Origin of the sequence: Kitasatospora sp. NPDC058965 (genome assembly GCF_042741245.1) — a bacterium.
In the GTDB taxonomy this organism is placed as follows: domain Bacteria; phylum Actinomycetota; class Actinomycetes; order Streptomycetales; family Streptomycetaceae; genus Kitasatospora.
This window is the reverse complement of record NZ_JBHYKG010000157.1, coordinates 1-19,801: the sequence shown is the minus strand read 5'-3', so window position 1 is coordinate 19,801 and position 19,801 is coordinate 1. Positions and strand designations below refer to the sequence as shown.

General features: G+C 75.1%; 19 protein-coding genes. 6 read left to right on the top strand and 13 right to left on the bottom strand.

Going from position 1 to position 19,801, the window contains the following annotated elements; all coding sequences use genetic code 11:
• Positions 1 to 41 precede the first annotated feature (41 nt).
• Positions 42 to 2,210: an MMPL family transporter gene (locus tag ACFW1A_RS24245; protein ID WP_380411513.1), complete on the bottom strand. Its 2,169-nt coding sequence runs from the start codon at positions 2,208 to 2,210 to the stop codon at positions 42 to 44.
• A gap of 261 nt (positions 2,211 to 2,471) precedes the next feature.
• Between ACFW1A_RS24245 and ACFW1A_RS24240 the strand changes: the two genes are divergently transcribed.
• The gene (locus ACFW1A_RS24240; RefSeq protein ID WP_380411510.1) at positions 2,472 to 3,488 is read left to right on the top strand and encodes a hypothetical protein; all 1,017 of its coding nucleotides are present in this window, start codon (positions 2,472 to 2,474) and stop codon (positions 3,486 to 3,488) included.
• Between the two features lie 58 nt (positions 3,489 to 3,546).
• Here ACFW1A_RS24240 and ACFW1A_RS24235 read toward each other — a convergent pair whose 3' ends face one another.
• A complete protein-coding gene (locus tag ACFW1A_RS24235; protein WP_380411507.1) occupies positions 3,547 to 5,277 on the bottom strand; it encodes a SulP family inorganic anion transporter in 1,731 nt (576 codons plus the stop codon).
• Between the two features lie 224 nt (positions 5,278 to 5,501).
• Positions 5,502 to 6,035 (bottom strand): flavodoxin family protein, encoded by a 534-nt coding sequence (locus ACFW1A_RS24230; protein ID WP_380411504.1) that lies wholly within the window; start codon positions 6,033 to 6,035, stop codon positions 5,502 to 5,504.
• 273 nt (positions 6,036 to 6,308) lie between these two features.
• Here ACFW1A_RS24230 and ACFW1A_RS24225 point away from each other — a divergent pair, with 273 nt between their 5' ends.
• The 3 genes from ACFW1A_RS24225 to ACFW1A_RS24215 all read left to right on the top strand — a co-directional run bounded on the left by ACFW1A_RS24225 (position 6,309) and on the right by ACFW1A_RS24215 (position 8,657).
• A complete protein-coding gene (locus tag ACFW1A_RS24225) occupies positions 6,309 to 6,908 on the top strand; it encodes a cadmium resistance transporter (protein ID WP_380411501.1) in 600 nt (199 codons plus the stop codon).
• Positions 6,909 to 7,125: 217 nt separating this feature from the next.
• The gene (locus ACFW1A_RS24220) at positions 7,126 to 7,749 is read left to right on the top strand and encodes a hypothetical protein (RefSeq protein ID WP_380411499.1); all 624 of its coding nucleotides are present in this window, start codon (positions 7,126 to 7,128) and stop codon (positions 7,747 to 7,749) included.
• Positions 7,750 to 7,809: 60 nt separating this feature from the next.
• Positions 7,810 to 8,657 (top strand): IS5 family transposase gene (locus tag ACFW1A_RS24215; RefSeq protein WP_380411515.1). Its coding sequence is split into 2 segments (ribosomal slippage): positions 7,810 to 8,154 and positions 8,157 to 8,657, totalling 846 coding nucleotides; the frame shifts between segments, so codons are not numbered across the junction.
• A gap of 17 nt (positions 8,658 to 8,674) precedes the next feature.
• Here the strand turns inward: ACFW1A_RS24215 and ACFW1A_RS24210 are convergent.
• The 7 genes from ACFW1A_RS24210 to ACFW1A_RS24180 form a co-directional block, all read right to left on the bottom strand.
• The gene (locus ACFW1A_RS24210) at positions 8,675 to 8,899 is read right to left on the bottom strand and encodes a ferredoxin (RefSeq protein WP_380411496.1); all 225 of its coding nucleotides are present in this window, start codon (positions 8,897 to 8,899) and stop codon (positions 8,675 to 8,677) included.
• Between the two features lie 5 nt (positions 8,900 to 8,904).
• Positions 8,905 to 10,251 carry an NADH-ubiquinone oxidoreductase-F iron-sulfur binding region domain-containing protein gene (locus ACFW1A_RS24205; protein ID WP_380411492.1) on the bottom strand — a complete coding sequence of 449 codons (1,347 nt, stop codon included), beginning with the start codon at positions 10,249 to 10,251 and terminating at the stop codon, positions 8,905 to 8,907.
• Positions 10,248 to 10,997, bottom strand: a complete 750-nt coding sequence (locus ACFW1A_RS24200; RefSeq protein ID WP_380411488.1) for a ferric reductase-like transmembrane domain-containing protein — start codon at positions 10,995 to 10,997, stop codon at positions 10,248 to 10,250. The genes ACFW1A_RS24205 and ACFW1A_RS24200 overlap by 4 nt, the downstream gene beginning before the upstream one ends.
• Entirely contained in the window at positions 10,994 to 11,959 is a 966-nt protein-coding gene (locus tag ACFW1A_RS24195) for an FAD:protein FMN transferase (protein ID WP_380411484.1), read from the bottom strand. The genes ACFW1A_RS24200 and ACFW1A_RS24195 overlap by 4 nt, the downstream gene beginning before the upstream one ends.
• Positions 11,956 to 12,426, bottom strand: a complete 471-nt coding sequence (locus ACFW1A_RS24190; protein WP_380411481.1) for a hypothetical protein — start codon at positions 12,424 to 12,426, stop codon at positions 11,956 to 11,958. The genes ACFW1A_RS24195 and ACFW1A_RS24190 overlap by 4 nt, the downstream gene beginning before the upstream one ends.
• Positions 12,427 to 12,535: 109 nt before the next feature.
• Complete coding sequence (locus ACFW1A_RS24185) at positions 12,536 to 13,954, bottom strand: sensor histidine kinase (RefSeq protein WP_380411478.1); 1,419 nt, start codon at positions 13,952 to 13,954, stop codon at positions 12,536 to 12,538.
• Positions 13,951 to 14,691, bottom strand: coding sequence for a response regulator (locus ACFW1A_RS24180; RefSeq protein ID WP_380411476.1), 741 nt, complete (start codon positions 14,689 to 14,691; stop codon positions 13,951 to 13,953). The genes ACFW1A_RS24185 and ACFW1A_RS24180 overlap by 4 nt, the downstream gene beginning before the upstream one ends.
• 220 nt (positions 14,692 to 14,911) lie before the next feature.
• Here ACFW1A_RS24180 and ACFW1A_RS24175 point away from each other — a divergent pair, with 220 nt between their 5' ends.
• A complete protein-coding gene (locus tag ACFW1A_RS24175) occupies positions 14,912 to 15,151 on the top strand; it encodes a hypothetical protein (RefSeq protein WP_380411473.1) in 240 nt (79 codons plus the stop codon).
• A gap of 58 nt (positions 15,152 to 15,209) precedes the next feature.
• On the opposite strand, the gene ACFW1A_RS24170 is transcribed toward ACFW1A_RS24175, so the two are convergent.
• From ACFW1A_RS24170 to ACFW1A_RS24160, 3 genes are all read right to left on the bottom strand, one after another.
• Positions 15,210 to 16,916: a SpoIIE family protein phosphatase gene (locus ACFW1A_RS24170; protein ID WP_380411470.1), complete on the bottom strand. Its 1,707-nt coding sequence runs from the start codon at positions 16,914 to 16,916 to the stop codon at positions 15,210 to 15,212.
• A 93-nt stretch (positions 16,917 to 17,009) separates the two neighbouring features.
• Positions 17,010 to 17,828: an ABC transporter permease gene (locus ACFW1A_RS24165; protein WP_380411468.1), complete on the bottom strand. Its 819-nt coding sequence runs from the start codon at positions 17,826 to 17,828 to the stop codon at positions 17,010 to 17,012.
• Positions 17,825 to 18,805: an ATP-binding cassette domain-containing protein gene (locus ACFW1A_RS24160; RefSeq protein WP_380411465.1), complete on the bottom strand. Its 981-nt coding sequence runs from the start codon at positions 18,803 to 18,805 to the stop codon at positions 17,825 to 17,827. The genes ACFW1A_RS24165 and ACFW1A_RS24160 overlap by 4 nt, the downstream gene beginning before the upstream one ends.
• Before the next feature lie 257 nt (positions 18,806 to 19,062).
• Here ACFW1A_RS24160 and ACFW1A_RS24155 point away from each other — a divergent pair, with 257 nt between their 5' ends.
• Complete coding sequence (locus ACFW1A_RS24155; RefSeq protein WP_380411461.1) at positions 19,063 to 19,743, top strand: helix-turn-helix domain-containing protein; 681 nt, start codon at positions 19,063 to 19,065, stop codon at positions 19,741 to 19,743.
• Positions 19,744 to 19,801: the final 58 nt, after the last annotated feature.

The window sequence follows — 19,801 nt, the reverse complement described above, 5'->3', positions numbered from 1 at the left end:
CAGCGGGCCCGTGGCCCCGGCCCCGGCGGCCGCGGGCGGCGTCAGCCGTGCGAGAAGTGGATCTTCGGCAGCACCCGGTCCAGCCACCGCGGCGTGTGCCAGGCGGCCGGGCCGGTCAGCCGCAGCAGGACCGGCAGCAGGACGAGTCGGACCAGGGCCGCGTCCAGCAGCACGGCGACGCCCAGCACGACGCCCATCTCCTTCGGCGGCAGCGGGCCGGAGAGCGCGAAGGTGAAGAACACCGCGACCATGACCCCGGCCGCCGCGAAGATCACCCGGCCGGAGTGGGCGAGCGCGCCGACCATCGCCTCCTTCGGGTCCCCGGTGCGCTCGTAGTGCTCCTTGGCGGAGGCGAGCAGGAAGACGGTGTAGTCCATCGCGATCGCGAAGATCATCGCGAAGAAGAACACCGGTGCCCAACCGTCCAGGAAGCCCTGCGGCTTGAAGCCGAGCAGGCCGGCGCCGTGGCCGTCCTGGAAGACCAGGCGGGCGACGCCGAAGGCGGCTCCGGTGGACAGCAGGCTGGCGACGGTGCCCAGCGCCGAGATCAGCGGTGCCCGCAGGGCGACCAGCAGCAGCACGAAGCCGAGCGCCATCACCACGCCGATGACCAGCGGGGTCCTCTCGGTCAGCAGGTGCTGCAGGTCGAGGTTCTCCACGGCCGCGCCGCCCACCAGGGTGTCGTGCGGGAGTTCGGCCCGCAGCGCGTGCACGGTGGAGCCGAGCTGCGGGCTGGACGGGTCGACGGTGGGGACGGCCTGGATCATCGACCAGCCGGAGCCGTCGGCGGCCGGCTGGGCGGGCATGACGCCGGCGATGCCGGGGGTGTGGGCGAGCTGCGCGCCGACCGAGGCGGCCTGCCCGCTGGGGGTGATCACCTGCAGGGTGCCCGGGGCGCCGGGGCCGAAGGCCTGCTGGACGGCGGTGTAGCCGGCCCGGGCGCTGTCGTGGGCGGGGACGACGGTGATGGAGGGCATCGCGGTGCGCAGCCCGACCACCGGGGCCGCCAGGGCGACCAGCGCGGCGAGCGCGAGCGCGCCGTAGCGCAGCGGGTGCTTCCACAGGCGCTCGCCCCAGGCGGCGAACCGCGGGGACCGGTGCTCGCCGGTCTTCGCCCAGGGCAGGGCGAGGGCGTCGACCCGGTGGCCCAGCTTGCCCAGGACGGCGGGCAGCAGGGTCAGGGTGGCGGCCAGCACGAAGAGCACGGCCAGCATGATGCCGCCGGCCATGGACCGGAACGCGGGGGACGGGACCAGCATCACCGCGGACAGGCTGACCAGCACGGTCGCGCCGGAGAGCAGGACCGCCTTGCCCGCGGTGTCCATGGTCTCGGCCACCGCCTCGGCGGTGCTGCGCGCGCGGCCCGACCGCGCACTGCGGAAACGGACCACCAGGAAGAGCGCGTAGTCGATGCCGAGCGCGAGGGCGAACATCATGGCGAAGTTCATCGCCCAGATCGAGACCGGGAAGAGGTGGCTGATCAGCACCAGCGAACCGGCCGAGGCGGCCAGGCCGGCCATGGTCAGCAGCAGCGGCAGTCCGGCGGCGACCAGCGAGCCGAAGGCCAGCACCAGGATCGCCAGGGTGACCGGCCAGGACATGACCTCGGACTTCATCATGGCGTCGTGGTTGGCGGTGTTGAAGTCGCTCCACAGCACCGAGGCCCCGGTGGCGTGCACCTGGATGCCGTTGCCGGAGAGCGCGGCCAGCGGGCCCTTGAGGTCGTCGGCAGCGCGCACCATGTCGTCGGGGGAGGCCTTGGCCCCGGCCAGCAGGACCGCGGTGCGGCCGTCCTGGCTGATGGTCGCACCGGGCTGCGGCGGGACGACGGTGGAGACCCGCGGGTCGGCGGCGGCCAGCGCGCCGGCCCTGCCGATCACCTGCTGCACGGCGGGGTCCGTGACCGGCCGGTCGGCGGCCACCACGATCTGCAGCGCCGAGGAGGCGTTGCCCGCGAAGTGCTGCTGGGCGAGCTGGCGGACCTTCACCGAGTCCGAGCCGTTGGCCTGCCAGCCCGCGCCGGACAGCGCACTGGTGACCTGCGGAGCCAGCGCACCGAGCGCGGCCACCACGACCAGCCAGGCGACCAGCACCCCCTTGAAGTGCCGCACCGACCACGCCCCGAGCCGCCCGAGCGGCCCCGGACGACCGGGCGGTTCCTGACGGTGCGCGGTCGCCGACCGGGCGACGGCGGTGTCCGGGTGGTTCACGTGGTGCTCCGTTCCTGGTGTGCCCCCACCCATGCGAAGGATACGGGTGGGGGTATATGCCGAGCCGACGAAAAGGCCCGCCGAGGGCGAGCCGGTTCGATCCTCCACCAGAGTACCCCCGGGGGTATTTTTCTGTCGGCCGACCCTCCTGCCCGCCGGGGGGTCCCGCCGCCTGCTCCGAATCTCGCGATCTCCTCGCGGGCCGGTCGGAGCGGCTAATCTGTCTGCCGTTGAGGCGTCCGAGGAGCCTGGGGGAGAGCTGTGTACGACGAGGTGCTCTTGGCGATCAACGGTGACAAGGCGGCGCCGGTCGACCGGGTGGGCCTGCCGGATCTCGAGCTGCAGGAGCGCGCGCACCTGCAGGAATGGCTCCTTGCCAACCCGGAGATCCTGGGGCCGGGCGTCGAGATCATCACCAGTGAGTACGACCGCTGGCAGACCGCGTCCGGCGACCCGGTGCTCGACCGCCTCGATCTGCTCGCGCTCTCGCCCGACGGCCACCTCATCGTGGCCGAGCTGAAGCGCGGGGCCGCCCCGCACAGCATCCACATGCAAGCCATCAACTACGCCGCGATGGTGAGCCGTCTGACGCCCGAGGACATCGCGGAGCTCTACGCGGCCACACTGCGGCGGCGCGGCCAGGAGATGGAGACCGAGTCGGCGCTCACGCGGCTGACGAGCGAGTTCCTGCTCTCCTCCGAGACCATCCGCCGGCCGAGGATCGCCCTGGTCGCCTCCGACTTTCCGCCGTCGGTGACGGCCTCGGTGGTCTGGCTGAACGAGCAGCAGGTCGACATCTCACTGATCCGATTCCGCCCCTACCAGCTGCCCGACGGACAACTGGTCGTGTCCTTCAGCAAGATCTTCCCCGTGCCCGACGTGGAGGAGTTCACCGTGGGAAGGCGCGTCGAAGTACCCGCGAGTGTGAGTGAACCCGGTGCTCCGTGGGACGAGGAGTCGCTGCGACGACTCGCCGAGCGCGGGAACCCGGCGACCCTCTCGATACTGGACCTCTGCTCCGCCGAGGATCCCGGACGCGTGGGCGTCAGCCAGATCTCCCAGCACGCCGGCATCACGGTCGGCGCCGTTCGGGGGCGGCTCGCAGGTCTGACGATGAGACTGAACAACCCGAAGAACGGTTTCGCGCAGAACGAATGGCCGGTCTGGGTGGAGTGGCTGCCGGGTGGAGTGGCCAGTTACCAGATGGATCCGGCGATCGCCGAGATCTGGCGGGCCGTCCGGCAGCAGGCGCAGGCTCCTGGCGAGGAGCAGGACTGACCGGCCGGCCCGACGTCCGATCCTGCTGGGAGGCCGGGGCGCGGCAGTCGTCGGCCGGTCAGGCGTCCGTCCCGTCACCCCGTGAGGCGCGGAAGGCCTGGTAGGCGGCCAGTGCGGTGGGGAGGGTGGGGAACATCCGTTCGGGGCCGACCGACTCCGTCAGGCCGTAGGTGTCCAGTTGGTCGCGCAGGTCCTGCTTGACGCGGGCCATGGCGAAGACGATGCCGCGTTCGGTCAGGTCGCGGCGCAGCGCGTCGACCGAGTCCAGGGCGGTGATGTCGACCTGCACGTTGGCCTCGGCGTTGAGGACGAACCAGGAGACCGGGACCGGCTCGTCGGCGACGGCGGCCAGGGCCCGGTGGCGGAAGTCCTCGGCATTGGCGAAGAAGAGCGGCGAGTCGTAGCGGTACACCAGCAGCCCGGGGATCGTGCGGGCGTCGGGATAGTCGTCCACGTCGTGCATGCCCGCCAGGCCGGGCACCAGCCCCTGCACCGCGTCGTGCGGCCGGGCCACCCGGCTCAGCAGCTCGGCCACCGACAGCCCGACGGCCACCAGTACGCCGCGCAGCACGTCCAGCGCGAGGACCCCGACCAGGCAGCCGAGCGCCAGCAGCAGTTCGCGGCGGCGGAAGGCAGCCAGCCGGCGCAGCCCGGCCAGGTCGATCATGCGGACGGCGGCGTAGACCACGACGGCACCGAGGACCGCGTTCGGCAGGTCCCGCAACAACGGACCGAGGAACAGCAGGACCCCGAGGACGCACCCGCCGGCGACGAGCCCGTACACCTGGGTGCTGCCGCCACCGGACCGGGCGAGCACGGTGCGGCTGGCGCTGCTGCTCAGCGGGAAACCGGACAGGAAGCCGGAGCCGAGGTTCGCCGCCCCGAGGGCGAGCAGCTCCTGGTCGGCGTCGAGGTGCTCCACGCTCTCGTCGGAGGCGAAGGCGCGCCCGGTGAGGATCATGTCGGTGTACCCGACCAGCAGGACCCCGGCGGCGGGCAGCACCAAGGCGTGCAGCTCGCCCAGGTGCGGCCAGGAGAGGTCCGGCAGCCCGCTGGGGATCGCGCCGATCGTCTGGATGCCGTGCTGGTCCAGGTCGAACAGGGCCGCGACCGCCGTCCCCAGCACGACGGCCACCAGCGGACCCGGCAGCCGGGGGACGTAGCGGGCCGCGGCGAACAGGAAGAGCAGCGCGGCGGCGCTCAACACGGTGGTGGCCACGCTCAGCTCGGACAGGTGCCGGGCGAACGACCAGAGCTGCGGGAAGAAGCCCTCGCCGGACACCGGCACGCCGGTGACCTTCGTCAGCTGATCGACCATCATGGTCAGCGCCACCCCGGTCAGGTAGCCGATCAGCACCGGCTTCGAGAGCAGGTCGGCGACGAACCCGAGCCGCGCCGCCCAGGCCAGCACGCACAGCACGCCGACCACGACGGCGAGCGTCGCGGCGAGCACGGCGTACCGGCCGGCGTCCCCGCCCGCGAGCGGTGCCACCACGGTGGCGGTCATCAGCGCGGTGGTGGACTCGGGGCCGACCGACAGCAGCCGGGACGAACCCAGGAGCGCGTACGCCCCGATGGCCGGCAGGATCGCCCACAGGCCCGCGACCGGCGGCAGGCCCGCGACACCGGCGTACGCCATCACCTGCGGAACCAGGTAGGCCGCGACCGTCACGCCCGCCGCCGCGTCGCCGCGCAGCCAGGCCCGCCGGTAGTGCCTGAGCACGGCCAGCCCCGGGAGCGCGGGCACGAAGCGCTGCCGGAGCAGGTTGCCGTCGTCGTGACCCGCCATGGATCTCCTTCCGCGAAGCCTCGGCACGCCGCTGGACGGCGGGACCGGGTGCCTGCCGCGCACCCGGTCCTGACGCCGGTTCACATCTGATCACGTGCTCGCTCCGTCGGGCGGGTGTCGCCGCCGCGGGCGCATGTCGGGCCGCCGGCCGGGTGACGCGGCAGCCGGCCAGCGGCCCCGGGCGCGGGCGCAGTGGCGTCGGCCAACCCGGTGCGCCGCCAGGCTCAGACCAGGCCCGCCCCCCAGACCTTGGCCCGGGCCAGTTCGCCGGCCCGCAGCGGGCCCTCGGACTCCTCGACGACGAAGCCCTCGGGGTCGACCAGCACGTGGTACTCGTGCTGGTCGAGGCGGCGCGCGATGCCCTCGGCCGCGGCGCCGGCCAGCCGGCTGTCCGCGCGGGTGTCGAAGGCCGCGGCGTGGGTGCCGGGTTCGGTCTTCGGCAGCGCCTTGAACCAGTTCCGCAGCCCGGGACCCTCGGCCCCCGCCTCGGTCCGGTGGGCCGCCTTGCCCGCCCGGGCCTTCTTCGCCTCGCCGGACACGGCCGACCGGCGGCTCAGGCCCGAGGACATGCCGTGCATGTGGGTCGGCCCGCCGACCACCAGCAGGTCGGCGCCGCGGGTCACCTCCGGTCCCGCCCGTCCGACCGGCACGCAGGCCACGGTCGCGTCGGGCCGGGCCTCGCGGACACCCTCGGCGATCGCCTCGGCGACCTCGTGGGTGTTCCCGTACACGCTCTCGTACACGATCACGGTCTTCATGGCACCTCACCTCTCTCCCCAGCCTGGTCCGCGGACGGCCCGGCGGGGAGGGCCGATCGACCCTGTCGGGGCCGCCACCGGGGCAGTCGCCGCTCGCGCGGGGCCCGGGCGCCGGAGCCGTCGGGCACCGCGGACGGTCCGCCGCCGCTGAACCCCGTCATGACTGGGGGCCGGCCGGTACCGTTGTCCCGGGACCAGGGGCGGGGAGGTCAGCGTGCAGTCGTGTTCGGACGCTCCGGGGCGCCCCGGGGCCGGTCCGTCCGGGTGGGGCTAGTGGCCGACCTGCTGGTCACGGCGGCCGCGGCGGTGGGGACGTTCGCCGGGACCAACGTCGACGACCTCGCCGTCCTGGCCGTCCTGTTCGTGGCGAGCCGGGCCACCGGGAAGCCGACCCGGCGCGCCATCTGGCTCGGCCAGGCGGCCGGTTTCACGGTCCTGGTCCTGGCCTCGCTGGCGATCGCGCTCGGACTGGCGGTGGTGCCCGGCCACTGGGTCGGCCTGCTCGGCCTGCTGCCGCTCGCGCTGGGCGCCCGGGGCCTGGTCAGGGCCGTCCGGGGAGCCGGCCCGGACGGCCGCCCCGCCGCCGTCCCCGCCACCGGACCCGTCGCGCTGATGCTCCTCACCGTCACCAACGGCGCGGACAACCTGGCCGTCTACCCACCGGTCTTCCGCACCGTCGGCAGCGGGCAACTGCTGGTCACCGTCGCCGTGTTCGCGGCCGGGGTGGTGACCTGGTGCCTGCTGGGCTCCTGGCTCGGTTCGCACCGCGCGGTGGTCGGGGTCCTGGAGCGCCGCGGACCATGGATCGTCCCCGGCGTCTTCGTGCTGCTCGGCCTGGTCATCCTGCTCGGCTCCGGCGTACTCACCGCTTGACCGACGGAGCCGCTTGACGGACGGAGCCACCCGACCCGCGCAGCCACCTGACCCACGGACAACGACGGGCCGGCCGACCGGGCTGACCGACCGTCGGCTGAACCAGTTCTTAGGCATTCATCGGGCAGACTGCTGCCCGTCCGGCGCCCCGCCGGACCGAGTTCGACTGTGTGGCGCGGCCGACGGCCCGCGTCCGTGGTGCACGTGAGGACGCCCGGTGACCCTGACGACCGAAGCCCCGCAGCTGGATGACGTGGACACCGGAGGCCCGGAGGGGAACGCCCGGCTGACGGCCGCCACCGGGGCCGTGCTGGTACTGCTGCTCGCCGTCCAGGGCTGGACGATCCTGTCCATCACCCGCCTGGTCACCGTGCACGTCTTCGTCGGGCTGCTGCTGACCGCGCCGGTGTGCCTGAAGCTGGCGAGCACCGGCTACCGCTTCGTCCGCTACTACACCGGGGCCCCGGCCTACCGCCGCCAGGGGCCGCCGCCGCTGGTGAAGCGCCTGCTCGGGCCGGTGATGGTGGGCAGCACGCTCGCCGTCCTGGCCACCGGGCTGCTCCTGGCGCTGGGTGCCCGGCAGGCCGGGCCCGTTCCGGTCCTGCTGCTGCACAAGGTGGCGTTCCTGGGCTGGGTCGGCGCCACCTCGCTGCACGTCCTGCTGCACCTGCCCAGGCTGGCCGGGCTGTTGGGCGCCGAGCTGCTCCCCGGATCCGGTCGGCGCAGCGTGCCGGCCGTCGGGCGCGGCCGGCGCTGGGCGCTGCTGGCCCTGGTGCTGGCCGCCGGCACGGCGCTCGCCTTCGCGGGCGTCCACCTCGCGGCGGCCTGGCAGCGCGGCTGACCGCAGCGCTAGGAGTCGTCTTCAAAGCCGATCAAGTGATGAGAGATCATGTCGGGCATGGTGCGTCGTCATGAGCTGTCGGATGCCGAGTGGGCTGTGCTATCGCGGTTCCTGCCGAGTTCGGGAACCGCCGGCCGGCCCCGTTCGGACGACCGGGTGGTGCTGAACGGGATCGTGTGGAAGCTGCGGACCGGCTCGTCCTGGCGCGACGTCCCGGAGCGGTACGGCTCGTGGCAGACCCTGTACACACGTTTTCGCAGGTGGGCCCTGGACGGCACGTTCTCCCGCATGCTGCGGGCGATCCAGGCGGAGAAGGACGCCGGCGGGGACATCGACTGGCTGGTGTCGGTGGACTCCACGATCGTGCGGGCCCATCAGCACGCCACCGGCGGCAAAAGGGGGCACTCGATCGGGACGAAGCGGGTGATCACGCCCTCGGCCGATCCCGTGGCGGACTGAGCACCAAGGTCCACCTGGCCTGCGACGGCCGAGGCCGCCCGCTCGCCTTCGTCCTGACCGGCGGCAACACCAACGACTGCACCCGCCTCGAACACGTCATGCAGGCGATCAGCGTGCCGCGTATCGGGCCCGGCCGCCCACGGACCCGACCCGACCACGTGGTGGCCGACAAGGGCTACAGCTCCCGCAAGATCCGCACCTACCTGCGCAAACGCAAAATCAAGCACACGATCCCCGAGCGGATCGACCAGGCCAGCGGCCGCCTGAACCGGGGAAGCCGCGGCGGCCGGCCTCCCGGCTTCGACCGCCGGATCTACAAGCTCCGCAACGTCGTCGAGCGCTGCTTCAACCGGCTCAAGCAATGGCGCGGCCTGGCCACCCGCTACGACAAGACCCGCGAGTCCTACCAAGCAACCGTCACCATCGCCTCAATCATGCTCTGGATCTGACCCTTTGAAGACGACTCCTAGCGCTGCGGGTCGACCAGCCGGAGCGCCAGGACCGGGCAGGCCGCCACCGCGCGGCGCGCGTAACCCGTCAACTCCGGAGGCACGGTGTCCCGGTGGACGATCGGGTACCCCCACTCGTCGAGCGAGAGCAGTTCGGGCAGCAGCTCGGCGCAGGCCCCGTGGCCCTCGCAGGCGATCCGGTCGAGCGTCAGCCGCAGCTCCCGGCGTCGGGTGACGGGCACGGGACTCACCTCCAGTCCTTCGGGCCGGGGACGGTACCGCCCGGGACCTCGATGATCCGGGGCCGGTACGCGTAGGGGCAGGGCCCGAGGCTCAGGTGCCGCTCGACGTCGGCGGTGAAGGTGCGCAACGCCGTCGCGGCGAGCCGGGCGGCGCCGTCCGGGTGGCGGCAGGCGCCGCGGCCGGGGAGCAGCTCGACGCGGCCCTGCAGGCGGTGCAGCGATGCCGGGGTGAACCGCCCGGCGGTGAGCTCCGCGAAGTCCTCGGCCACCGCGGGCAGGCCGAAGCGGCAGGGGCCGCACTGCTGCGCGCCGTTGCGCGCCAGGAAGGCCAGGATCGCGGCGGTCTCGGCCAGACCGCAGGCATGGGCGGGGAGGGCGATCAGGACGCCCGCGCCCGGCCCGGCGCCGAGCTCGGCCAGGTCCGCCTTGGCGAACCGGGTGCCCAGGGCCGCGTTGACCGGCAGCCAGCTGCCGAAGAAGCCGCCGACCAGCACGGCCGACAGGCGGGCGGCGGGACCGCCGCCGAGACCGAGCAGGTCCCCCAGCCGGGTGCCCGACGGCGCCTCGTAGACACCGGGCCGACGGATCGCGCCGCTCAGGGTGACGAGGGTGGTGCCGGGCGCGTCGGGTGCGCCGGCCTCGCGGTACCAGGCGGGACCGTAACGGGCGATCAGGGCCAGCTGGGCCAGGGTCTCCACGTTGTCGATCAGCGTCGGCCGTCGGCCCACGCCCCGCTCGAAGGGGCGCGGCGGGGTGCTGGTCGGCCGGGCGTCGCCCCCGTTCAGCCAGCTGACCAGGGCGCTCTCCTCGCTGGACACGTAGTGGTGCGGCAGCTGGTGCAGCTGCACCGGTACCCGGTCGAGCCCGTGCCGGTCCCGTTCGGCCAGCGCGGCGCCCAGCTCGCGCACCTGGTCGGCGCGGGCGACGCACAGGTGGGCCGCGCGGGCACCGACGGCGCGTGCGGCGAGCGCGACGCCGTCCAGCACCAGGTGCGGCGCGAGGTGGAGCAGGGTCCGGTCCTTGGCGCTGGCGGGCTCGCTCTCCATGCCGTTGGCGATCACCACGGCCAGGCCGCGGCCTTCGGCGACGGCCCGAAGCTTGCGCCCGGTCGGGAAGGCCGCACCGCCGCGGCCGGTCAGCCCGGCCTCGTCGACCGCCCGGACCAGCGCGGACCCGCCCCCGCGCGGCTCGGCCACGTGCAGCGGCGGCGGGCCGTAGCGGTCGAGGTGGTCCGCGAGGTCGGCGGCGCGACCGGTGGCGTACCAGCCCGACAGCAGCCGGGAGCCGTGCGGGCCGGGACGCGCACCGGCACCGGCCGACCCGACCGGATCGTGATCGGTGTGGACGGTCATCGAGCTGCTCCTGACGGTGCGGCGGACGGCAGTTGGTCGGCGACGGCGGACGGCGCGGTGGCCGGCGCGGTGGCCGCGCGGTGCGACCAGCCGGGTGCCAGCGGTCCCAGCCGCAGGAACCCGACCAGCGCGACCGGGAGCGCCAGCACGGCCAGGCCGGCCCACAACCGGGCCGCGGCGTGCCCCGGTCCGGCGCGGTACAGCCGCCACCAGACGGCGACCACCACGACGATCAGGCAGGCGGCGTAGAGGACCAGTTGGAGGGTGGACCGGGTGTCGGTCCCGGTACCGGCGGCGTGGAACAGCGCAACCGGCCAGCAGGCGTACGCGAGCCAGTGCACCGCCTTCCACCGGCGCTGCCCGAGGCGCAGCCGCACCCCGGCGGTCGCACTGGTCAGCACGACCGCGAGCAGCAGGTCGAACGCCACCGTGCCCAGCCCCAGCCACAGCGGGCGGTAGGACGCGGCGAACGGCACCACGGTGATCCACCAGCCCAGGTGGACGAAGGGGTCCAGCACGGCGGTGACGATGTGCAGGACCAGGAAGACCACGGTCAGCAGCGCCAGGTTGCGGTGCAGCGCGCCGAGTTCGAACCGGGCGAGCGACCGCGGGGCGTACCGTCCGCCGACCGCGATGCCGAGCGCGACGGTCGCGGTGAGCAGGACCAGCGCGACGGTGCCGCCGGCGCGGGTGGCGTACCAGAGCGGGCTCGGGGAGCTGCTCGCGGCGAGCAGGGCGGTGGTCACGGCGCGCCTCGCAGGGGTGCGGGGGGAGCGGCGGGGGCGTCCTCGGGCCAGCCGCCGAGCCGCAGCACGCGGCCGTCGGGGCGGACCAGCCGGGCCGGCAGCCCGGCCCGGCGCAGCATCGCTGGGGCGTCCGCCGCCGCGACCAACGCGGCCGTGGCGGCCGTGTTGGCGTCGACGCAGGTGGTGGCGGCGACGGTGACGGTGCGCCAGCAGGCCGCAGGATTGCGGCCGGTGCGCGGGTCGACGACGTGGTGCAGCCGCAGACCGCCGCGCTGCCAGGCGCGCACGGCGGTGCCGGAGGTGGCCAGCCCACCGGTGCGGACGGCCACCACCGGGGCGTCCGCGGCGGGCGCGCGGTGGTCGTCGGCGACGGCGACCCGCCAGCCGCCCTCGGGGGTCGGGCCGGCGACGGCCAGGTCCCCGCCGAGGTTGACCAGCACGCCGCAGTGGACGGCCGCCGCGATCCGGCCCGCGCTGCGGTCGGCGGCCCAGGCCTTGGCGGTGGCGCCCAGGTCGAGGGAGACGCCGTGCGGCAGGCGCAGCCGCCGCTGGCCCGGGTCCCACGCCACCCGGCGGACGCCCGGGGCGGGTGCGGTCACCGCAGGCCCGAGCTGTTCGGGGCGGAGCGCGGCGAAGGTGCGGTCGTAGCCGAGCCCGATCACGGCGTTGCCCACGGTGGGGTCGACCAGCCCGCCGCTGGCGGCGGCCGCGTGCCAGGCGACCTCCAGCGCCTCGGCGAGCAGCGGGCCGACCGGTACCGCCGCGCCCGCGGCCGCGTTGACCCGGGACAGCTCGGAGTCCGGACGGAACCGGCTGCAGGCGGCGTCGATCGCGGCCAGCTCGGTGCGCAGCAGCCGCAGCGCGAGCGGCAGCCGGGCCGGCTCGGTGACCAGCAGCTGCGCCGTGGTGCCGAACACCTCGAAGGTCGCCCGACCGGGTTCGACCCAGGTGCCGGTGCTCATGATCCACCCGTGGTGGTGTGGACCGGTTGCGGTGTCGGCACCGGCGGGGGAGCCACCGGCCGCGGTACCGGTGCGGCGCTGGTGGTGGCGGGAGCGGGCACCGGCCGGGCAGGGGTCGTTCCGGAGGCCGGCGGCGGCACCGCCGGTGTGCTCCGGGAGGCGGCCGGGGCGGGTGCGGGGGCCGAGGTGCCGGGTGCGGGGGAGCCGGACGGGCGGGAGGTCGGGGGAGCCGGATCGGTGGCGGCCGAGGCCGGGGACGGCGAGGACGGGGCGGCGGCGGGCCCCGGCGGTGCGGCGCCCGCGCCCGGGCCGCCGGTGGACGCCTCGGCGTACCCCGCGGCCAGCGCCACCGAGCCCGCCGTGGCGGCGATCGCCACCCAGCGCGTGGTGGCCCCGACCCGGCGCACCGAGCGGTCCCGGTGCAGCCGGCGGGAGCGCACGGTGGTCGGCTGCTCGGACGGTTCCATGCCGGCTCCTGCCTGGTCGGGGGTGCTGCCCGTCCAGCCTGCTCCGCGCGGTGTCGGATTGCGGTTCAGGAAGTCCTAAGAACTGGCAAGCATCGCCGGGACCGGCCCGTCAGGCCGGCGGCGGTGTGCGGCGCCCGTCGGCCGGCTCCGGACGGGCGGAGCGTCGTTCGCGGCGCGGGCTCCGGGTGGCCGCCGGGCCGGCGGGGAGCCGGATCCGGGCGGTCAGACCGCCGCCCGGCGTCGGCTCCAGTGCGACCTGGCCCCCGTTGGCGGTGACCAGCCGGTGCACGATGGCCAGCCCCAGGCCGGTCCCGCTCGGACGTCCGGTGTCGAACCGGCGGAAGGCGCCCGCCCGGGCGGCCTCGTCCATGCCGGGGCCGTCGTCGACCACGGACAGCAGCACCTCGCGGACCTGCGGCTCGCGCCCGGTGACCAGCTCGACCCGGCCGCCGTCCGGCACGGCCTCCAGCGCGTTGGCGAGGAGGTTGTCCAGCACCTGCTCCAGGTCTCCGGCCGCGAGCTGCGCCGTCAGGTCGGTGGCGCCGCGCGCCGTGAGGCGGACACCGCGCTCCTCCGCCACCGGCTGCCAGGCGTCGATGCGGTCGGCGACGACTTCGTCGACCCGGACCGGGCCGGGCCGGGGCACCGAGTTCTCCGCCCGGGCGACCGCGAGCAGTCCGTCGACGAGTCGGGACAGCCGGGCCACCTCGTGCTGCGCCCCGGCCAACTCCTGGGCGGTGTCGTCCTGGGCCTCCGCCGACAGCAGGTCCAGGCGCAGCCGCAGGGCGGTCAGCGGTGTGCGCAGCTGGTGCGAGACGTCGGCGATGACCGCGCGGTGGCCGTGCACCAGGTTCTCGGTGCGGGTGGCCATGGCATTGAAGGTGGCCGCCAACCGCCGGACCTCCGGCGGGCCCTGGGGCACCGCCGCGCGGGCCGCCAGGTCGCCCTCGCCCAGCCGGGCGGCGGCCGAGTCCAGGTCGGCCAGCGGTCGGCCGACCCAGCGGGCCAGCCGGACGGCCACCAGCACGGCCGCCGCCAGGGCACCGAAGCCGCACAGGCCGAGCCAGGTCCAGATGGTGACCAGGCGGTCGGTGAGGTCCTCCGTCGACCGGGAGTACACCAGCGCACCGGACGGCGGCAGGGTGTCCCCGACGGGCAGCGCCAGGGTCAGTCGGCCGCCGCCCTGCACGGACAGCTGCTGACCGGTGGCCAGCACCTGGGAGACGGCAGCGGGCGGCAGCGCCGCCCGGCACGGCGTGGTGAGCACCAGGGCCCCGTGCGCGTCGTACACCTGAGCGCAGTCGCCCCGCGCGGCGGTGGCCGCGAGCTGTTCGGCGGCCTCGGTGTCCGGGTGGTTGTCGGACAGGTGCTCCTCGGCCGCCGCGGCCACCGTGCGGGCCGTGGCCGCGGTCTGTTCCCGGAACGAGTCGCTCTCCCGGTCGGTCATCGAGATGCCGAGCGGCACCACGGCCAGCACCAGCAGCGCCACCACCAGGGCCAGCACGCTCAGCGCGATGCGCCTGGTCACGGTGCGGATCCGGGGTCGGCGGCGGGGTCCGGGAGGCCGGCCGCCGCGGGATCGCCGAGTCGGAAGCCCCGTCCGTACACCGTCTCGATCAGGCCGTCGACGGCCAACTTGCGGCGCAGCGCCGCCATGTGGACGTCCAGCACCTTGGTGGGGCCGTACCAGTGCGCGTCCCAGGCGCGTTCGAGGATCTCCTGACGGGTCACCACCCGGCCCGGATCGACGGCCAGGCAGTGCAGGATGTCGAACTCCTTCGGGGTCAGCGCGACTTCCTGGCCGTGCACGCTGACCCGGTGGCTGCGCGGGTCGACGGACAGCGGCCCGTGCACCAGCAGTTCACTGCCGCTCGGGCGGGTCCGCCGCAGCACGGCGCGCAGCCGGGCCAGCAACTCGGCCAGCCCGAAGGGCTTGACCAGGTAGTCGTCCGCCCCCTCGTCCAGCGCAGCGACCCGGTCGGCCTCCTCGCCGCGCGCCGTCACCACGATGATCGCCGCGTCGGACTCCTGCCGGAGCCGGCGGCAGACCTCCACCCCGTCCAGGTCGGGCAGCCCGAGGTCCAGCAGCACCACGTCCGGCACGGGTCGCGCCCTGAGCGCCTCGGCCCCGGTCGCGGCGTGCCGGACGGCGTAGCCCTCCCGGGCCAGCCCCCGCGCGAGTGAGCCCGCGATGCCCTCGTCGTCCTCGACGACCAGCACCGACAGCGGCTTGCCGGCCGCGGTGCCTTCGGTGACCTGTGCCATTGTCCCAGCGTAGAGCGCCGGGCGGGGCGGACCGGACGGGCCCGAGCGGTCTTTACCGGATCTGAAGCAGCTGCGAACCCCCGGTTGACGGGCCCGCGCGCAGACTGGAGGGACGAGCCCGCGCCCCCGCCGGGCGCGCTCGGGCCAGGAGGTCGCCGTGACCGGATCCGTGCCAGCCCGTCCACCCCGCCCACCCGCTTCCCGCGGTGCTGCCGAGGCGGTGCGACGCCGCAGCGACGGCGTGCGCCACGTGCGCGGTGCGACCCGCTGGGCCGTAGCCGGATCGGCGGTCTCGGCGATCGTCCTCGGCCTCGGCTACGCCCACGCCCTGCCGCACGTCCCCTCCCTGACCGCCCACCACGGCTCCGACGGTGGCGGCTCGGACGGGACCGGCACCGGGGTCCAGCCGCCGACCCTGCCCGGCGGCGGGGCCGCGCACACCACCACCGGCGGTTCCTGACCCTCCAGCCCGTGACACCGACCGGGCCCGCGCAGCCGAGCGCGCGGGGCGGAGCCGTTCAGTCGTCCGGCAGGGACTGTTCCGCCCAGATGGTCTTGCCCAGGCTGCCGTAGCGGCTGCCCCAACGCGTGGTCAGCTGGGCCACCAGGAACAGGCCGCGCCCGCCCTCGTCGGTGGTCCGGGCCCGGCGCAGCCGCGGTTGGGTGTTGCTGGCGTCGGTCACCTCGTAGACCAGCCGGTGGCCGTGGCAGATCAGCCGGAGCCCGACCGGCCCGCCACCGCCGTACCGGATGCCGTTGGTGACCAGTTCGCTGACCACCAGTTCGCTGGTGAACACCAGCTCCTCCAGGCCCCACCGGACGAGCTGCGCGGCGACCACGGACCGCGCCTCGGCGACGACCCCGGGGTCCGGCGGGAAGGTCCACGACGCGCTCTCCCCGGGGGACAGCGTCCGGGTCCGCGCCAGGAGCAGGACCACGTCGTCCACGGGAGGCGCCGGCACCCGGTCGACCAGTTCCGCGCCGATCTCCGCTAGTGGTCGGCCCGGTCGGCAGGCGGCGGTCAGCCACGCGCGGACCGTGCTGAGGCTGGTGCCGGCCGCATCCCGCCGCCGGACCAGGCCGTCCGTGTAGAGGGCCAGGACGCTGCCCTCGGGCAACTGCACCTCGGTCACCTCGAACGGGCTCCCGCCGACGCCGAGCGGCGGCCCCGGGGACACGTCGACCAGTTCCCAGTCGCCGCCGGGCCGCAGCACCAGCGGCGCCAGGTGACCGGCGCTGGCCAGTCGGCAGTGGGCGGTGACCGGGTCGTACACGGCGTACAGGCAGGTCGCTCCGACGGAGTCGGGCAGTTCCGCCTCCTCGCCCATCCGCTGCACCACGTCGTCGAGGCGGGTGAGCAGGTCCTCCGGGTCGAGGTCCTGCTCGGCCAGGGTCTGCACCGCCGTGCGCATCCGGGCCATGCCGGTGGCGGCCGCCAGACCGTGCCCGATCACGTCCCCGACCACGAGACCGGTGCGCAGCGACGACAGGCCCAGCACGTCGAACCAGTCGCCGCCGCTGCCGCCGTGGGCGGGCACGAAGAACCCGGCGGTCTCCGCGGCCGCGCTGCTGGTCGCCCCGGGCGGCAGCAGACTGCGCTGCAGGGCCTCGGCCAGCCGGTGCTCGCGGGTGTAGCGGCGGGCGTTGTCGAGGTGGAGCGCGGCCCGGGTGGCGATCTCGGCCAGCAGCCGGGTGTCCTCGTCGTCGAACGGGGCGGACTCCCGGGTGCGGTACACCATGACGAAACCGAGCACCAGGCCGCGCGCGTACAGCGGCGTGCCGAGCGACGTGTGCATCCGCGGCGGCATCATCAGCCGGATCAGCCGGGGATCGCCGCCCAGCAGCTCCCGGGACTGCTCGGCGCTGCCGACCACCACGGACCCGCCGAGGTAGATCTCCTGGTACTCCGGGCGCAGCGGGATCTCCGGCAGGGCCTCCCCCTCCGCCACCATGCCGGCCGGCCACCCGCCGAACGCGTTCTTCAGGGCCACCCGGCGCAGCGTGGGCGCCCGCAGGGCACCCGGGATCGGGGGGAGCGGCTCCTCGCCGGCGAGCACCAGCTGGGCCACGTCCACCGTCGCCAGGTCGCCGAGGGCGGGTACGAGCACGTCCGCGAGCGCGCGGGCGGTGTCCGTGACGTCCAGGGACTCTCCCACGGTGCGGGACGCCTCGTACACGAGTTGGAGCTGGCGTCGTGCCCGGTCCTGGTCGTGCGGGTTCGGCATGACACATCCGGAGGGTTGTGCCGACTGGGTCGGTCGCCACTGGGGCGCACATCTGCTGCCAGTATCCCGCGCGGTCCGCCGCCGCGCCGCCGGTCAGACCGCCCGCCGGTAGAGCCAGACCCCCAGCGGTGCGAAGACCGCCACGATGCCGGCGTCCCAGGCGAGGGCCTGCCAGACCGCGGTGGCGGCCGGGCCGCCGAGGACCAGGGTGCGCACCGCCTCGGCAGTCCGGGAGACCGGCTGGTGGGCGGCGAAGCCCTGCAGCCAGCCCGGCATGGTGTGGACCGGGACGAACGCGGCGGAGGCGAAGACCAGCGGGGCGAGCACCGGGAAGGCGGCGGCCTGGGCGGTCTCCGGGTCGCCGACGGCCATGCCCACCACGGCGAAGATCCACGACATCGCGAAGCCGAAGGCCAGCACCAGCAGCACACCGCCCAGGAAGGCCGGGACGCCGGCGTGGATCCGGAAGCCGATGACGAAGCCCACGGCGGTCATCAGGGCCACCACGAGGACGTTGCGGGCCAGGTCCGCGGTGGTGCGGCCGACCAGCACCGCCGAGCGGGCCATCGGCAGCGAGCGGAACCGCTCCATCAACCCGCTCTGCATGTCGGTCGCCAGGCCGATCGCCGTGTTCATCGCGCCGAAGACCGCCGTCTGGACGAAGATCCCCGGGATCAGGAAGTCGACGTAGGCCACACCGCCCAGGGTGGGTGCCACCACACCGCCGAACACGTAGCGGAACATCAGCACGAAGACCAGCGGCTGGATCGTCGAGAAGACCAGCAGCCGCGGCACCCTGCGCAGCGTGGTCAGGTTCCGCCAGGCCACGGCGAGCCCGTCCGACGCGGCCGCGCCGAGACGGCCGCCGAGCCGGCCGAGCGCGGACGTGTGCGGCGCGCCGGTGGCGGTCACGGCGCACCGGCCGCGGGCGCCGGCGCTTCCGCCGGGGTCGCGGCGGTGCGGTGGCCGGTCAGCGCGAGGAAGACGTCGTCCAGGCTCGACTCGCGCACCGACACCGCGCGCGGGACCAGCCGCTGCCCGTCCAGCAGGTGCAGCACGTCGAGCAGCAGTTCGGACCCGTCGCGCGTGGTCAGGCGCAGCACCTGCCCGTCCAGTTCGGGTTCCTGGCGGAGCGTCGGGCGCAGCGCGGCCGCTGCCCGGCGGGCCCGGTCGGGCTCGCCCATGGCCAGTTCGATCACCGTGTTCCCCAGCTGGGACTTCAGGGCGGCGGGGGTGTCGTCGGCGATGATCCGCCCGGCGTCGACCACCACGACCCGCTCGGCCAGCCGGTCCGCCTCCTCCAGGTACTGGGTGGTGAGCAGCACGGTGGTGCCGTCGTCCACCAGCTCGCGGATCAGCGCCCAGAGCGCGTTGCGGCTCTGCGGGTCCAGACCGGTGGTGGGCTCGTCCAGGAACAGCACCCGGGGCAGCGGCACCAGCGCCGCCGCCACGTCCAGCCGCCGCCGCATGCCGCCCGAGTAGGTCCGCACCGGTCGGTCGCCCGCCTGCGCCAGGTCGAAGCGCTCCAGCAGTTCCGCCGCGCGGGGGCGGACCCGGGTCCGGGGCACCCGGGTGAGTCGGCCGATCAGGCGCAGGTTCTCCCGGCCGGTGAGGTTCGGGTCGACGGCCGCGTACTGGCCCGCCAGCCCGATCAGCCGCCGGACGGCGGGGGCCTCGCGGACCACGTCGCGGCCGAAGACCTCGGCCCGACCCGCGCTCGGGCGCAGGATGGTGGTCAGGATCCGGATCACGGTGGTCTTGCCGGCGCCGTTCGGGCCGAGCAGTCCGAAGACACTGCCGGTCGGCACCTCGAAGTCCAAGCCGTCCAGGGCGGTGAGCGCCCCGAAGCGCTTGCCGAGGCCGACGGCGCTGATGGCTGGCTCTCCCATTGACCGGCCCCTCACTGCCGCGGCGGTCCGGGGCGGCGCACGGCGGCGCGGCCCGGTGTCCATTCTCCCTCGCCCGCCCGGGCGGCGCGGTCCTGGGCCGATCGACCCACCGGAGTCCGGGCCACCGGGCCCGGGAGCGGGTACCGGTCCGGCCCTCGCAGGAGGGACCTGCCGCCCTCGTCCCGGGGGCGTCCGCCGGGAGACCGTGGAACCGTGACGACCGGGCCACCGGCCGCGACGAGAAGAAGGTGAGCCCCATGGACATCGGGATCGGGACGGAAATGGACGAGTACCCCGAGCTGGTCGCCCAGCGGGTCACCGACCGCCTGTCGCAGCTGGACATGTCACCGGCCGCCCTCGCCCGGGAGGCGGGCATGTCGACCGGCTACCTGGACGGCCTGCTGCGGCTCGGGCCCGCCTTCGACACCACGGGCTACCTGCGCATCGCGGCGGCCCTCGGTGTCCCGATCCGCGACCTGCTGGACGGGCGGGCGGACGCCGCGCCCGGCCAGGGCGCGCCGATGCGCCACCCCGCGCTGCTGCGCCTGTCGGCGGAGGAGTGCTGGGACCTGCTCGGCGCCCGGGGCGTCGGCCGGATCGCGGTTTCCACGCCGCGGGGCCCGGGGGTCTATCCGGTCAACTACGCCGTCCAGGACCGCACGGTGTTGTACCGGACCGATCCGCGGGGCGTCGCGGCGGTCCGTGACGGCGCGCCGGTCTCCTTCCAGGCGGACCACATCGACGAGCGGAACAGCAGCGGGTGGAGCGTGCTGCTGACCGGCACCGCCGACCGGGTCGTCCTGCCGGACAAGGTGGACCGGCTGCGGGCGGAGGCGCCGGCCCGACCGTGGGCGGGCGGTCGGCGGCCGCTGTGGATCCGGGTCCGGCCGGAGGAGGTCAGCGGGCGCCGGATCCTCGGCCTGCCGGGGGCGGACTGAACGGCCGCCCGGCCGTGCGGGAGCCCGGGGACCGCCGACGGTCCCCGGGCTCCCGCAC

What these genes read in the sequence shown, in the direction of transcription:
- ACFW1A_RS24170 (WP_380411470.1), bottom strand. Translation starts at nt 16,916, where the DNA reads ATGCCGAACCCGCACGACCAGGACCGGGCACGACGCCAGCTCCAACTC.
- ACFW1A_RS24155 (WP_380411461.1), top strand. Translation starts at nt 19,063, where the DNA reads ATGGACATCGGGATCGGGACGGAAATGGACGAGTACCCCGAGCTGGTC.
- ACFW1A_RS24180 (WP_380411476.1), bottom strand. Translation starts at nt 14,691, where the DNA reads ATGGCACAGGTCACCGAAGGCACCGCGGCCGGCAAGCCGCTGTCGGTG.
- ACFW1A_RS24230 (WP_380411504.1), bottom strand. Translation starts at nt 6,035, where the DNA reads ATGAAGACCGTGATCGTGTACGAGAGCGTGTACGGGAACACCCACGAG.
- ACFW1A_RS24195 (WP_380411484.1), bottom strand. Translation starts at nt 11,959, where the DNA reads ATGAGCACCGGCACCTGGGTCGAACCCGGTCGGGCGACCTTCGAGGTG.
- ACFW1A_RS24235 (WP_380411507.1), bottom strand. Translation starts at nt 5,277, where the DNA reads ATGGCGGGTCACGACGACGGCAACCTGCTCCGGCAGCGCTTCGTGCCC.
- ACFW1A_RS24205 (WP_380411492.1), bottom strand. Translation starts at nt 10,251, where the DNA reads ATGACCGTCCACACCGATCACGATCCGGTCGGGTCGGCCGGTGCCGGT.
- ACFW1A_RS24190 (WP_380411481.1), bottom strand. Translation starts at nt 12,426, where the DNA reads ATGGAACCGTCCGAGCAGCCGACCACCGTGCGCTCCCGCCGGCTGCAC.
- ACFW1A_RS24160 (WP_380411465.1), bottom strand. Translation starts at nt 18,805, where the DNA reads ATGGGAGAGCCAGCCATCAGCGCCGTCGGCCTCGGCAAGCGCTTCGGG.